The 14149-nt window shown below is 36.4% G+C and carries 13 protein-coding genes and 1 riboswitch; of the genes, 7 read left to right on the forward strand and 6 right to left on the reverse strand.

The window, feature by feature from the left end; translation table 11 throughout:
- Window positions 1-285: 285 nt before the first annotated feature.
- The gene (gene rpsD / locus B3D94_RS08075; protein ID WP_008176787.1) at window positions 286-888 is read right to left on the reverse strand and encodes a 30S ribosomal protein S4; all 603 of its coding nucleotides are present in this window, start codon (window positions 886-888) and stop codon (window positions 286-288) included.
- Between the two features lie 471 nt (window positions 889-1359).
- Here rpsD and B3D94_RS08080 point away from each other — a divergent pair, with 471 nt between their 5' ends.
- Window positions 1360-3243 (forward strand): sensor domain-containing diguanylate cyclase, encoded by a 1884-nt coding sequence (locus tag B3D94_RS08080; RefSeq protein WP_069482342.1) that lies wholly within the window; start codon window positions 1360-1362, stop codon window positions 3241-3243.
- Between the two features lie 82 nt (window positions 3244-3325).
- On the opposite strand, the gene B3D94_RS08085 is transcribed toward B3D94_RS08080, so the two are convergent.
- Together B3D94_RS08085 and hisJ are read right to left on the reverse strand one after the other, a co-directional pair.
- A complete protein-coding gene (locus B3D94_RS08085) occupies window positions 3326-3805 on the reverse strand; it encodes a GAF domain-containing protein (RefSeq protein WP_069482341.1) in 480 nt (159 codons plus the stop codon).
- A 24-nt stretch (window positions 3806-3829) separates the two neighbouring features.
- On the reverse strand, window positions 3830-4624 hold the full coding sequence (gene hisJ / locus B3D94_RS08090) for a histidinol-phosphatase HisJ (protein WP_291756428.1): 795 nt from the start codon (window positions 4622-4624) through the stop codon (window positions 3830-3832).
- A 162-nt stretch (window positions 4625-4786) separates the two neighbouring features.
- Between hisJ and ezrA the strand changes: the two genes are divergently transcribed.
- The 5 genes from ezrA (at window position 4787) to B3D94_RS08115 (ending at window position 9898) form a co-directional block, all read left to right on the forward strand.
- A complete protein-coding gene (gene ezrA, locus B3D94_RS08095) occupies window positions 4787-6490 on the forward strand; it encodes a septation ring formation regulator EzrA (protein ID WP_291756430.1) in 1704 nt (567 codons plus the stop codon).
- An 83-nt stretch (window positions 6491-6573) separates the two neighbouring features.
- Window positions 6574-7041: a GNAT family N-acetyltransferase gene (locus B3D94_RS08100; RefSeq protein WP_069482338.1), complete on the forward strand. Its 468-nt coding sequence runs from the start codon at window positions 6574-6576 to the stop codon at window positions 7039-7041.
- 118 nt (window positions 7042-7159) lie between these two features.
- Window positions 7160-8314, forward strand: a complete 1155-nt coding sequence (locus tag B3D94_RS08105) for a cysteine desulfurase family protein (protein ID WP_069482337.1) — start codon at window positions 7160-7162, stop codon at window positions 8312-8314.
- Window positions 8314-9528, forward strand: coding sequence for a tRNA uracil 4-sulfurtransferase ThiI (gene thiI / locus B3D94_RS08110; RefSeq protein WP_291756435.1), 1215 nt, complete (start codon window positions 8314-8316; stop codon window positions 9526-9528). Before B3D94_RS08105 ends, thiI begins: the two co-directional genes overlap by 1 nt.
- Window positions 9529-9679: 151 nt before the next feature.
- Window positions 9680-9898 (forward strand): alpha/beta-type small acid-soluble spore protein, encoded by a 219-nt coding sequence (locus B3D94_RS08115; RefSeq protein ID WP_008176803.1) that lies wholly within the window; start codon window positions 9680-9682, stop codon window positions 9896-9898.
- Between the two features lie 73 nt (window positions 9899-9971).
- Here the strand turns inward: B3D94_RS08115 and thiE are convergent, their stop codons facing one another.
- The 3 genes from thiE to thiM are packed head-to-tail and all read right to left on the reverse strand — an operon-like array spanning window position 9972 to window position 12182.
- Entirely contained in the window at window positions 9972-10613 is a 642-nt protein-coding gene (thiE, locus tag B3D94_RS08120) for a thiamine phosphate synthase (protein WP_069482335.1), read from the reverse strand.
- Entirely contained in the window at window positions 10603-11427 is an 825-nt protein-coding gene (gene thiD / locus B3D94_RS08125; protein ID WP_069482334.1) for a bifunctional hydroxymethylpyrimidine kinase/phosphomethylpyrimidine kinase, read from the reverse strand. Before thiD ends, thiE begins: the two co-directional genes overlap by 11 nt.
- Window positions 11415-12182, reverse strand: coding sequence for a hydroxyethylthiazole kinase (gene thiM, locus B3D94_RS08130; protein WP_291756441.1), 768 nt, complete (start codon window positions 12180-12182; stop codon window positions 11415-11417). Before thiM ends, thiD begins: the two co-directional genes overlap by 13 nt.
- A gap of 86 nt (window positions 12183-12268) precedes the next feature.
- A riboswitch (TPP riboswitch) is annotated at window positions 12269-12367 on the reverse strand.
- Window positions 12368-12554: 187 nt separating this feature from the next.
- Between thiM and mbcS the strand changes: the two genes are divergently transcribed.
- Window positions 12555-14138, forward strand: a complete 1584-nt coding sequence (gene mbcS, locus B3D94_RS08135; protein ID WP_291756443.1) for an acyl-CoA synthetase MbcS — start codon at window positions 12555-12557, stop codon at window positions 14136-14138.
- Window positions 14139-14149 lie beyond the last annotated feature (11 nt).

Consider the following 14149-nt stretch of genomic DNA (forward strand, 5'->3'; position numbering starts at 1 on the left):
AAAATTATATCAATACTGGTAGGTGTTGTAAGTATTAAACAAGATTATTAAAAATCACTCATCTGTAAATAGTGAGTGATTTTTAATTTCGATGATTAAATTAAATACATCTACCCGATATTATTTAGAATTTTTCGTTGTCCCCAGGGCACCCCCAATTAAAATCAAAAATAATCATAGATTGTTGTAGGTGAAAATTAATTAAAATAAAGCAAAAACCCCGAAACAAAAGGGTTTACCTTGTTTCGGGGTTTTATAAAATCGTAGATTAACAAATAAAAAAAATTAACGAGAGTAGTACTCTACGATGAATGATTCGTTGATTTCAGCTGATAACTCAGAACGCTCTGGAAGGCGAGTGAATGTACCTTCTTTTTTGTCAGCGTCAAATGTTAAGTAGTCAGGTACGAAGTTGTTTACTTCGATTGCTTCACCTACAACAGCAAGGTTTTGAGATTTTTCACGAAGAGAAATCGTTTGACCTGGTTTAACACTGAATGATGGGATATCAACGCGTTTGCCATCTACTAAGATGTGACCGTGGTTAACTAATTGACGAGCTCCACGACGAGTACGAGCTAAACCTAAACGGTAAACTAAGTTGTCAAGGCGAGTTTCAAGAAGGATCATGAAGTTTTCACCGTGTACACCTTTCATTTTACCAGCGCGGTTAAACAATGTACGGAATTGACGTTCGTTCATGCCGTACATGTGACGAAGTTTTTGCTTCTCTTGAAGTTGTAAACCGTATTCTGATAATTTTTTACGTTGGTTTGGACCGTGTTGACCTGGTGCGTAAGGGCGTTTTTCGATTTCTTTACCTGTACCGCTTAGTGAGATACCAAGGCGACGTGATAATTTCCAAGATGGACCTGTATAACGAGACATATTGTTGTCTCCTCCTTTAAATTTGGTTTTTTTGTTGTAAAACAAAAACCAGTAGTACCCATTCTTACACGTATTTTATTTTCATGTATTTTCGCCTATGCAGCCGTTAGGTTACGCAATACACCATCTATTTTTAAAATAGTTGACTATCTAAGTAGTTGTACAGAAGAAAATAGAGGAATAAAATACAATATAAGCTTATACCACTGCTGCGTTTATTTTACACAACCTCCATTGTAACTGCTTAGGACATGTACGTCAATTATTAGTATTTAAAATTTTATAATAGGCGTATAGTAGAAAATTCCTCTCTGTACATTCCTAATGTGTCAGAAATAGTTAAAGATACGCTGTAAAATCTAAAATGTAAAAGTAAGGGAGAATTTACATAGTCAAAATGACACAAATTATGTATAATATATTATAAGTTAATAGTAATTGATTTGGACGTTATATAGAAAAGGTGATTTCATGACAGACCATTTACAAACGCTAAAATATATAAAATCTGATGTTTTGAGCTTTTGGGTGAGTTCTAATGAAGAACAAGCTAGTTTTAATGGGTATTTTTATTCATTAAAACAGTGTCTTAAGAAACACTTGGAAATTGATAATGCAGCTTTTCTTAGTTTTGAAGGTAATTCTTTAATACCTATTGAGGAGATGGCTTCATTAACAATTGAAACAAAGCTAAATGCTGTGTCATGGCTGATGATCGAAGCTAGTTTTTATCAACAAAAAGTAGTGAAAATTCCTTATATATTAAAGGCAAGACAGGCCTATTCAATGATGACAGATATGGTGCTTTTCCAAGCAGAGGGCAATAATCCCATTGGTGTATTACTTGTGGAGGCAACAGAGTCTTGGACAGACTTTATGACCTCAGATTACGGCGAAAAATGTATAGAAATACTTTCTCAAGTTCTTCAAATGATGAGAGATAATTTAGATGTAAAAATAAATGAAGACCAATATAGAAAACTATATAACATGACTGATTTATTTCATTCAACAATGGATATTGATTTAATTTTAGAAAATGTATTAAAAAATATAAGGGATAACTTCCCGGAATTTAATGTTGAGCTTATATTATCGAATGATCAAGACCGACACACGACCATCGATATTAAGCTTTTTGATTATTTATCCGAAAGACCTACAACTATTGAGGCTTTTGTATCAGGAGAGTTAACAACAGAACTTGCGAGTGATTTAAATTGCCGATTATTAAATGCACCTATTAAAGGAAGGCAGGCAATTTATGGAATTTTACAAGTAAGTGCTCCAACTACTTACCTTTTTTCAACGACTGAAAAAGATTTTGTACGGATGCTTGCACAGGCGTCAGGGAATGCACTAGAAAATGCAAAGTTATATCATCAGTCGCATCGCCTCGTCAGTGACTTACAACTTATCAATGAAACATCACATCGTTTAAATATGAGGATTGACATTCATGAAATGTTACTTTTCCTACAAAAGCAGTTACTAAAATCTTTTCAACCAATGGAAGTTTGCTTCGCATTTAAAAAAGATGACACCTTTGAAGTAACAGGGGCAAGTACTTCGTTATTTAGTTCTGAAGAGGGTCAAACATATATTAAGCATGTTGAACAACATTTTACTCAAACTAACGATCCGCTGTTTATAGCTGATTTTAGTCGATTAACCTCTAAACAAATTGATTATCGTTCCATAATGGCCATCCCCATTCTAATGGAAGAAAAGATCAATGGCTTTAGTATTGTATTACATAAAGAGCCGTATTTCTTTTCGTTTGATAGCTTTAAATTAATGCAGTCATTAATCCACCACTCATCTTTAGCAATTGCAAACTCTATTTTACGAACACAGCTTCAGGAAATGGTCGATTTGGATCATTTAACGAAACTGTATGCACGTAGTTACCTAGATCATTTTGTAGAAAAGTCGCTTGAATATGATCAATCAGGTATGTTTTTACTTATTGATATTGATAATTTTAAACGTATTAATGACACGTATGGTCACCAAGTAGGTGATAAAATTCTTATGCAGATTGCCGTTCAGTTGAGGGAAACAATAGGTAGTCGAGGGATTTGTGCAAGATGGGGCGGCGAAGAGATGTCTGTATATGTACCTAATATAAGTGAAAAAGAAGCTTTAGAATTAGCAGCAGCCATCGTTGAAGTAATTCCAAGTGCCACGGACCCTCAAGTAACGATTTCAGCAGGTCTCATTACATGGAATGATCAAGACCGACCTGCATTCCAATCTGTTTTCTTGCATGCCGATACTGCTCTATATGAAGCAAAAAATAGTGGTAAAAATCGTTTTTGCATCCATGATGGATCTTTTCAAACAAACCAATAAGATGGATGAAGTTAATGTAAATGGTACTATAAAATAAATTGCCCTGAAATGACCATGCATTTCAGGGCAATTTTTTAGCACCTTATAAATGAAGCAGTAATGTTTGAACAAATTGTTCTAAACCATCTTGATCATCCTTAGAGAAGCGATTCACTGTAGGACTATCGATATCAAGTACACCAATAATCTCGCCTTGCTTCATTAATGGTATGACAATTTCAGATTGGGAAGCTGCATCGCAAGCGATATGTCCAGGGAAATCGTGAACATCTTTGACGACAATCGTTTCTTTTGTTGCCACTGCTGTTCCGCAAACTCCACGGCCAATCGGAATTCTAACACAGGCAGGCAGACCTTGAAATGGACCAAGTACAAGCTCATCTTCTTGTAAAAGATAGAAGCCGACCCAGTTAATATTTGTTAAAAATTGATTTAGAATGGCAGAAGCATTGCTTAAATTTGCAATCTGATCTGTTTCACCCGTTAGTAGTGCGTCTAATTGCTTAGATAGTGTAAGATATTGGTCAGCAATAGATCCTTCATAATTAATTTGTGTAAACATATAAGCACCTCGTTTAAAAGTTATTTAGATTGGTAATATAACATTATAATGTTGATGTAAATCTACCACACAGTGGGCATCTGAACCAAATACATAAGGTAATTCAATAGCATGACAATAATTGATAAAGGCAAATGGTGGATAGGGCTCCTGACAAAATTGCTTACTTAAACCGGCACTATTTACATCTAATTCATAGCCATCTTGCTTCATAATGTCTAAAACTTGGTGAATTCGAGTGTCATCATTTATTTTCTCATGATGTGCTAGCTGAAATTTATGAATAAGTGTTGGGTGCCCAATCCGTTTTGGTTTATAGGGACCAAGGTCTGCCTTTATAGATTGTAGGACTGTATCATAATATAAATGATATACCTGTTCAACAGAGCCAACTTTCTTAGAGAAATTGATAAAGCATTCAGGAGAGAAGTCGATACATTCAAAGATGTCCTGCCACTGTAAAAAATGGACTGACAAGATGGCATCATCTAAAAAATGTCCATATGTATCAAGAAAATGACGAGTTTCTTGTTCAAAACCTTTGATATAATCAACTTCTAACCCGATACGAATGCGAATATCATTGGCATATTGTTTTTGCAGGCATTGTAATTCTTCAATGTATGGCATGAGATACTCGGGTTTCATCCCACTATCTTGCTGTGGGGTAGGATCAATAAAACTGTCTGGTAATGGGGCGTGTTCTGTAAACGTTATATCTGTGAAATTATGAGAAATTGCTTTTTCAATATATTGAATGAACGTGTCCGAACTGCCATGTGGACAATAAGGACTATGTATATGCCCATCACGTTTCAAAATGTACCACTCCTTTAGATCTATAGACCGCTATTTTAATATTTTACAATAGCAAAAATACAGTTTTCTGAAAATCACTTAAATTTTAGTACAAAAGGCGAAAACATAGTATATAATAAATACAACTAGCCAATTCGTTTATTGTAGAATAGGAGGCTTACGATGGAGTATATCATCATTCCGATTATCCTACTATTAATTTTAGCCATAGTAGGATTTATGATGCGAAGAAAACATGTTGCAATTATTGCAAAACTTGAAAATGAAAAATTACAAATACAACATAAACCTATAAATGAAGAAATTTCAAAAGTAAAATCTTTGAACATGAACGGTGAAACGGAAGAAATGTTTGAACGATGGCGCAATATTTGGGATGAAGTCATCGATGTACATATGACTAAAATCGATTCACTTTTATTTGATGCAGAAGATCAAATTAATCGACTTCGTTTTAAAAAAGCGACATTAATTGAACGTGAAATCGAAGACTATATTGAAAAATGTGACCAAGATAAAGATAAAATTTTAGAGGAATTAAATGAATTAATTGGCAGCGAAGAAAAAAATAGAATTGAAATTGAACAGTTAAAGGAATATTACCGTTCTGCGAGAAAAACATTGCTAGCACACCAGCATTCCTTTGGTGTAGCATTACCTGCACTGGAGAAAAAGCTAGAGGAATTTGTTGAGAAATTTGAAAAATTTGATGTTCTGACGAATGAAGGTAATTACTTGCAAGCAAGAGAAATTGTGATTAGCTTAAATCAAGAGTCACAGCAGACATTCGAATATATTAATGATGTCCCAACAATTTTGACGGAATTACAAGTTAAGCTCCCAGGAGCAGTTCAGGAATTGCGTAATGGTCAACGTGAAATGGAAGACCAATCCTACTATCTGCAGCATTTAGAATTAGCAGAGGCATTAAACAATTATGAAAAAGAATTTGCTTCGTTAAAAAATGACCTAGCAGAGCTAAATTTAATGGTTGTTAAACCTCGCGTAACTGAAATAAATGAAGAAATTGATCATTTTTATGATTTACTGGAAAAAGAGGTTATTGCCAAAAATTATGTGGATCAAAATTGTGAGCGTTTATTAAGCTCAATCACAAATGTTATAACGTCTACAAAATCAGTGAGTGATGAGGCAAACTATGTACAACAAAGCTATCACTTAAACGAAAAGGATGCTGAAATTCCAAAAGCAGCTTTAAAGCAATTGGAAGCACTGCAACGTCGTTATGATTTATTAGCAATGCGTGTCAAAGAAGAAAAGTCTGCGTATTCAAGCTTGCAAGAAGAATTAATAGAAATAAGTGAAGAGCTTGAACGAATTCATGAAGAGCAAGGTCATCTGTCTAATACAATGAAGAAACTTCGTATTGATGAAAACAAGGCTCGTGCTCAAGTCGAAAACTTAAAGAAAATATTACAAGATACAGATCGTCTCCTAAATAAGGCGAATATTCCAGGAGTCCCGGAGGAGATGGACGCACGACTTGATGAAGCGGCAGAGCATATATACGTAGTTATGCAAAGTCTACAGGAAGTTCCGCTAAATATGGGAACGGTTCATAATAATTTAAATGCTGCGACACTTTGTGTAGAGGATGTTAAAGCAAAAGCTCATGAATTAATAGAGAATGTCATGCTCATTGAACGCATTATTCAGTATGGTAATCGCCATCGTGCATCCAATCCAACATTAAATACACGTTTAAAAGAGGCAGAGGAAGCATTCCATCAATTCCGTTATTCCAAAGCATTAGAGGAAGCAGGGACAGCAGTGGAAGAAATGGAGCCAGGTGCATTAAAACGCATTCAAGAAATGGTAGCAGAACAGTCTATGACAAAAAATTAAAACTACATTTGTGCTGTCTAAAAAGTATAGCAATTACTTTTTAGACAGCTTTCTTTTTAAATTTTGAAAAAGGTGTGATACGGGTGGAACTATTAATTCGAAATATGAATGAAACGTATGCTCAGGAAATTATATGTTGGCAATACGAAGAGCCCTATGATTTTTATAATAATGAATTATCCGAGGAATCCTTGCGAGAATTTCTTGACAATCCATACTTTTCCATTATTAATGAGCATGAGGAATTAATCGGTTTTTATTGCACGGGGTCAGCTGCCCAAGTGCCAAAAGGACATGATTTTAACGCTTATTCAAAAGAGTATATAGATATTGGTATTGGCATGAAGCCAACGCTAACGGGAAAAGGTTTTGGTACAAAATTCTTTTCATTTATCATCAAGAATATCCATCAAGAATACTCTATGCCACTCCGTTTAACAGTCGCCCAATTCAATAAGAGAGCTATATGCCTTTATGAAAAATTAGGATTTGTGAAAGAGCTCGAATTTAGTACACCAACGGAATTTATTACGATGTTAAAAAAATTGTAAGTGCGATCCTTTCTAATGATTAAAATATGAATTATCGTTAAAGTTAGTGGTCAATCTCCACAGATTGCGTTATGATAAAAACCGTTACATCAACGTTTTGAAAGTGTGTGAAAATATAATGAACGATACAATTTATTTAGATAATAGTGCCACAACAAAGCCATTAAAAGAAGTTCTACAGGCGTTTATGGTTGTGAATGAGCAGTATTATGCCAATCCTGCATCTATCCATGCGATGGGTGTTGAAGCAAATGATTTATTAATGCGTGCACGTGAGCAAGTAGCAGATATTTTGCAAACAGAAGCAAAAAATGTGCTATTTACTTCAGGTGGTACGGAATCGAATAATGCGGCGATTTTTGGAATAGCACGTAGCAATACACATATAGGAAAACATATTTTAACGTCTGAAATAGAACATCCTTCTGTTTTAGAGACTGTTAAACAGCTTTCAAAAGAGGGCTTTGACGTGGAATATTTAAATGTTGATCAGCATGGTATTATTTCGTTGGATGAACTTCGTGCAAAAATACGTAAAGATACAATTTTAGTAAGTATGATGCATGTAAACAATGAAATGGGTGCTATTCAACCGATAGAGGGAGCTGCTAAATTAATCCATGAAATGAGTCGGGCAGCCTTGCATGTGGATGCTGTACAAAGCTTTGGAAAATTAGCTGTATCCTTTAAGGGTGAAGAGGGACCGGATTGTATTTCAATCTCAGGACATAAAATTCATGGCTTTAAAGGCTCTGGTGTATTAGCATTTCGTAAAGCGATAAGATGGCAGCCATATGCACTTGGAGGTGGCCAAGAATTTGGATTGCGTAGTGGGACTGTAGCTGTTCCACAAGCTGTCGCTTTATCTAAGGCAGCTCGTATTGCGGTTGAAACCATGAATGACCATGCAAAAAATTATCGTCAATGGCATGATGAAATACTTGCGCAGCTACACGAATATGGAGAAGCTATTCATATTTTATCGACTCCGCAGGGAGCGTCACATATTTTATCTTTCAGTGTTCGCGATTTAAAAGGAGAAGTCATCATTAATGCGATGCAAAAACGAGGCGTTATTGTATCAACATCAAGTGCTTGTTCTTCGAAGCAAACTAAAACAAGTCATGTTGTCGAAGCATTGCATCTAGATGAGCATTATAAAAAAGGTGTCATCCGTATTAGTTTTGGTGCACATAACACAACCGAAGATATTGAAAAGTTTAAACAAGTATTAGCAGAAGTAATGCTAGAGCTTAAAGGAGAAATAAAGTAATGATTTGGAAAGAAATTTTAATTAGATACGGCGAACTTTCTACAAAAGGTCGCAACAAGATGGATTTTATCCGTCGTTTACGTGAAAATATCCGTCATGCTTTTGCGGATTTAGGACATCTCCATATTCGTACAGAGCGTGATCGAATGTTTATTGCGATAGAGGATGAAGCACAAATGCAAACACTAGTCACAGGTTTGCCTAAAATTTTTGGTATTCAATCATTTAGTCCTGTTGCAGCATGTGAAAAAGATATGGAAAGTATGAAAAAACTTGCGATTACGATAATGGAGACATTTAAAGAAAAGCCATATACGTTTAAAGTGGAAGTGAAACGTACCGATAAAACCTTCCCATTAGAATCACACGCGATTCAACGGGAGATTGGTGGATATGTTTTACCTCAATTTAATAATTTATCTGTTAAAGTGAAGCAACCTGATATTGAGTTACGTGTAGAAGTCCGCCATGATGCAACCTATATGATGGCACAAGTCATTCCAGGTGCAGGAGGAATGCCAGTAGGATCAAACGGGAAGTCATTGTTAATGCTTTCAGGTGGTATTGATAGTCCAGTTGCAGGTTATTTAATGATGAAACGCGGAGTCCGTTTAGAAGCCATTCACTTTTTTAGTCCGCCCTATACAAGCCAAAATTCATTGGAAAAAGTAAAAGTGCTTGCAAATGAGTTAACTAAATTTGGAGCTAATATACGATTGCATGTTATTCCTTTTACTGAAATACAAGTTCTGATTAAAGAAAAAGTACCTTCTAATGTATCAATGACAACAACTCGTCGTATGATGTTGAAGGTTGCTGATCAAGTGCGAGAGGAAATAGGTGCTCTTGCGATTGTCACAGGAGAGAGTCTTGGACAAGTAGCAAGTCAAACACTTGAAAGCTTAACGGCAATAAATGCAGTAACGAATACACCTATTTTACGACCATTAATTTCATCAGATAAATTAGAAATCATCGAATTAGCTGAACAAATCGACACATATGAAACATCTATTCAGCCTTTTGAGGACTGCTGTACAATCTTTACGCCTGCTAGTCCTAAAACAAAGCCTAAGCTCGAAAAGGTTGAGCATTACGAAAGTTTTTCTGATTTTGATGAACTTATAGCACGCGCGGTCAAAAATCGTGAGGTCTATATTTTCCCTAAGAAAGAAGAAGAGAAAAAGCAAGATAAGTTTGCTGATCTTTTATAAATCAGAATTTCAAAAACCGTCTCAAATAGCTTATTTGAGACGGTTTTTTTGTATAGTTAGCCATATGCCAATAGAGGTACATATTACCTTTATTTTTTTTGTATTAAAAATCTAATAACGCACATTCTATATTCACAAGGAGGTGAGAAACATGGCTTCAAACAACAACCGCAGTTCAAACCAGCTTGCAGTACCTGGTGTACAACAAGCACTTGATCAAATGAAATACGAAATTGCACAAGAATTTGGTGTTCAATTAGGGGCTGACGCTTCAGCTCGTGCTAACGGTTCCGTTGGTGGTGAAATCACTAAACGTCTTGTACAAATGGCAGAATCTCAATTAAAAGGTATGCCAAACAACAACAACTAATAAATGCTAACTAAGCATTTATAAACTCAAAACCAGTGACCGTAAAAGGCACTGGTTTTAGTTTGTTTATCAATCATTTTTTTATGCGAGATAAAGACTTAAACATGGATACTGTTTGTTCAATATCCTTACTGCCACATATAGCAGAAATAACAGCAACTCCGTCAGCACCAGCTTGCAAAACACTATCAGCATTAGTCCAATTTATTCCACCTATGGCCACAATGGGCAAGTTAGGTTGTAATTTGGAAGCTTGCTGTAAAAAATATGTGCCACATGGTGGTTGTGCATCACTTTTAGATGTTGTGGCAAAAATAGGTCCAATTCCTACATAGTCCACATGATGGTCAATAGCCGTTTGTAGTTCTTCCTGTGAATGTACAGAAACGCCAAGGAGCCGGTTTGCCATTTTTTTACGTGCAATGGCAATCTGTTCATCATCTTGGCCAATATGAACACCATCTGCACCAAGTCGAACTGCAAGGTCTACATCATCGTTGATAATAAACGGCACATGGTAATGTTGACATCGTTTTTGGCATTGACGGGCAAATTGCTCATAAGCTAGTCCTGTTAATGCAAAAGGACCCTTTTCACGTAATTGAAACATAGTAATGCCAGCCCGCAGCGCTTGTTCGAGTACAGCTAAAGGTTCCTGTTGAGAAACATTGCCTGTACCCATAATAAAATAAAGCTGTAAATCTTCACGTTTCAAGTAGTTTCACCTCGCAGGCACCTTTATGTAGCTGATAAGCAAAATGATTTGTGGGGCCATGACCATTACCAATGGCTAAATCATGCATAATGGCTAATTGTATAAATTTTTTAGCTTCGATAATAGCTTTTTCAATAGTCAACCCTTGACCAAGAAAAGCAGTGAGAGCTGCTGAAAATGTACAACCTGTACCATGTGTGTTTTTCGTTGGAATACGAGGAGACTGCATGGAAAAGGATTTGTCATTTTTTATAAATACATAATCAATTGCATCTAACGAATTGGGTAGATGCCCACCTTTAATGATGACACATTGAACACCTAGTTGGAAAAAGCATTGAGCAATTTTCTCCATATCCGAGAATTGATTTATTTTTCTTCCTGTAAGTGCCTCTGCTTCCGGTATATTTGGTGTCACAATTGTAGCAAGAGGTAGTAAAGACATGCGCATGGCCTCGATAGCTTCTTGTTGTAATAAGCTTTCTCCACCTTTTGCAATCATAACTGGATCAACAATCAGTGGGATTTTTAAATCGTCAATGATGTGTGCGATACTTTGGATAATTTCCGAGGAATAAAGCATCCCTGTTTTAATCGCAGCAATCGAAAAATCTTCTATTAATGCATGAAATTGTTTTTCAACAAAGTCAACTTCAATTGGGAAAACCCCTGTTACACCAAGTGTATTTTGAGCAGTTAAAGCTGTAATAACTGAGGTGCCAAAAACCCCTAATTCCTGGAATGTTTTTAAATCAGCCTGAATGCCAGCGCCACCGCCACTATCTGAGCCTGCAATTGTCGTTACAATATGCATGAAGCCTCACCCTCCTTTGAAAGACGATGTAAGGCATTAAGCAAAGCAATTTGAATATCCCCGATATCCTCTGTAAATGCGGATGCTAACTCAGCTGCTTTTTTGTAGTATGTGAGTGTTTCCGCTAATTGGCTATACGGATCTTCTCCTGCAGAGTAGGCTGCTCCACATATAGCACTAAGTAAACAGCCTGTACCAGTTACTTCAGTCATTTGTGAATTTCCACCAGTAATCCATTGGCTCTGCACACCGTCTGTCATAAAATCATGTTTGCCTGTAACAATGACCATACAGTTGTAGCGTTGAGCCAATAAAGTAGCCTCTTTCTCTATGGCAATAAATCCCTCACCACTATCAACACCTTTTTGTTGCCATTCCAAATTGGCTAATGCCGCAAGCTCTCCTTTGTTACAGCGTATGACTGCAAATTGTATCGCTGTAAGTAATAGGTGTACGGTTTCCTTGCGATAAACTGTGGCACCTGCGCCAACCGGATCTAATATAACAGGAATGCCAAGGGAATTTGCTTTTTTTCCTGCTAACAGCATCGACTCTTTTGTTCGATCATTTAGTGTACCAATATTGATTAAAAGAGCGTCTGCAATGGCGACCATTTCCTCAACCTCATGGCTATCATCAGCCATGACAGGAGAGGCACCTAATGCCAATAGGCCATTTGCTTGGAAATTAGCTACGACATAATTAGTTATACAGTGAATAAGCGGTTGCTGTTGACGAATTGTTTGAAAAATCATTTTTGTCCTCCTTTATGGGTGGACGTAAGCATGCAAAAAAGGCCCTTTTTGTGTAAAAACGCACGAAAAAGAGCCTTTCATCTGAAAAAACGATGTTCATTGCTCCCTACGTCAGTATTAACTAACAGGTTCAAAGGGTCAGGTTTTACCTTCTCAACTCTTTATGAGTCCCCCTGCAATCTTACTTTTAGTTGACCAAAATGTACCATACTTTTCATATGTATTCAATAGCGAGTTTTCCTATCGACAAAACGTGACTGATGCCATATAGCTAAGCATGATAGTTGTCATGACTTTACTTAAATCAAGTGTAAACCATTGAAAATACTAAGAAAGGAGTATAATGTGTCTTAACAAAAGGGGGTAATTGCTATGAATAGACAAGAATTAGTAGCACCAGAATGGTATAACATAACAGATGAATTTGAAAAATATGCAAAAGATTTAACTAAAAATGCATTGATTATTTATGATGAGCATTCTGATGTACAATTTATCACCTATGCACATTTACTTGAAAGAGCAAATCAGGCGGCACATGTATTTACAAAAAATGGATTAATTAAAGGTGATGTCATTTTAGTAATGGTACCACGCTCAGTAGAAGCATACATTGTCTATATTGCTGCATTAAAAGCGGGTTTAACGATCATTCCAAGCTCTGAAATGCTAAGAACTAAAGATATTGAGTATCGAATTCATCATGCGGATGCTAAAGCAGTTGTAGCCTTTGAGCCTTATATTGAGCAATTTAATCAAGTAGGAAATTTGCAAGATATACAGCAATTTGTTATCGGAAATGCACATGAGCCATGGCAGCCGTTATTAGACAAAATGCGAAAGCAACCAACAACTTACATAAGTTCTACACCAACAAAAAGTACAGACCATGCCTTTTTAGCTTATACAAGTGGCACAACAGGAAATCCGAAAGCTGCAGTGCATACACATAGTTGGGGCTATGCACATTTACGGACAACAGCCCCACATTGGCTAGGTGTAGAAGAAAGTGATATTGTATGGGCAACAGCAGCACCAGGATGGCAAAAATGGATTTGGAGTCCGTTTCTCGCGATTTTAGGCAGCGGTGCCACTGCATTTGTTTATAAAGGAAAGTTTGATGCAGCAACGTATTTAGCGTTGCTTGAAAAATTTAAAATGAATGTCTTATGTTGCACACCGACTGAATATCGCTATATGGCAGCGCTTGGAAATTTACAGGAGTATGATATCAGCACAATTCGACAAGCTGTTTCAGCAGGTGAGCCGTTGAACAGTGAAGTCATTAAAAAATTCTGGGACACTTTCCATCTACAAGTTCGAGATGGTTATGGTCAAACTGAGAATACACTTCTTGTAGGGACTATGGTAGGTATGGAGGCAAGAATTGGTTCGATGGGCAAACCTACGCCAGGCAATACCGTTGAAATTATAGACGATTTTGGTGAGCCAGTTGCTATAGGAGAAGTTGGTGATATTGCTGTTCATCGAGAAACACCTGCACTTTTTAAAAAATATTTAAATGATCCTGAACGTACAAATTTACAATTCCGTGGTGATTGGTATATAACTGGGGATCGAGCTTATAAAGATGCGGACGGCTACTTTTGGTTTGAAGGCCGTGGAGATGATGTTATTATTTCCTCAGGTTATACAATTGGACCTTTTGAAGTAGAGGATGCGTTGATGAAGCATCCGACTGTGAAAGAGGTTGCTGTCATTGCAAGCCCCGATAAGGTTCGCGGGAACATCGTTAAAGCATTTATTATCCTTCATAATGGTGTCAATGGTAATCAAGAGCTTATTCAAATCCTTCAAAATCATGTGAAATCATTAACGGCACCTTATAAATATCCACGTGCTATTGAATTTGTTACAGAGTTACCCAAAACTGCATCTGGTAAAATTAGACGTGTCGAATTAAGACAACAAGAATTAAAATACCTTGTACATTAATCATTTCCTAG

This window comes from Lysinibacillus sp. UBA5990 (genome assembly GCF_002429815.1).
In the GTDB taxonomy this organism is placed as follows: domain Bacteria; phylum Bacillota; class Bacilli; order Bacillales_A; family Planococcaceae; genus Lysinibacillus; species Lysinibacillus fusiformis.